Genomic DNA, 695 nt, shown 5'->3' on the forward strand with positions numbered 1-695 from the left:
AATGGGAGCCGGTGGTGTTTCCCCAGATTCCAGCACCCGTCCCGGCCAGCGCATGTATAGCATGACCATAGTGAAAACCAATCGGGAGGTTTCTCCGCGGCGGGTTGCGATCAGATCGAAGTCATCCTGGCTGAGTGTAAAATGTCTCGTGATCTCGCGATCATCGACAGAAGGCTCGTAATGTCGGGCGAGAGCTTCACGGGTCAGAAGACGGCGCCGCGCCATGATCGGATGTCTCCTTCATGTGTCCGGAAGGGGATCGTTGGACGGACTGTCCCGGACAAGTGCAACACGTCATGGAATACAGCCGTGTGCTGTGTCTCATAAAGGKGGTACCATATGTTTTGCAGTCATGGGGCCTTATACGTTACACTTTCCCGTATGACACACATAATGATCCGCTATGCCCGCTGCTCGACGGACAAACAGGATCTCGCGGCCCAGCATCAGGAACTGCTCAAACTCGGTGTTTCTGCCGATCGTATTTACACCGACAAGGGCTTCACCGGCACGAACCGGGAAAGGGCCGGCCTTGACCAGGCACTGGCGGCTGTTCGTAGTGGCGATACTTTGGTCGTACCAAAGCTTGATCGACTGGCCCGCTCTGTCCCTGATGCACGGCTTATTGGCGACAGCCTGGCATCCCGTGGCGTGAAGCTTCAACTTGGGAACAGTATTCACGATCCGTCTGATCC

The 695-nt window shown here is 55.9% G+C and carries 2 protein-coding genes; one reads left to right on the plus strand and one right to left on the minus strand.

Translation table 11 applies throughout. The features are described from left to right. Positions 1 to 225: DUF4158 domain-containing protein (locus KP705_RS15795; protein WP_215764892.1), on the minus strand; the 225-nt coding region annotated here is incomplete at its 3' end. A 156-nt stretch (positions 226 to 381) separates the two neighbouring features. Between KP705_RS15795 and KP705_RS15800 the strand changes: the two genes are divergently transcribed. Next, positions 382 to 695 (plus strand): recombinase family protein (locus tag KP705_RS15800; protein WP_215764894.1); only part of this gene is annotated, 314 nt, incomplete at its 3' end.

This window comes from Gluconobacter sp. P1D12_c, assembly GCF_018812105.1.
Lineage (GTDB): Bacteria > Pseudomonadota > Alphaproteobacteria > Acetobacterales > Acetobacteraceae > Gluconobacter > Gluconobacter oxydans_A.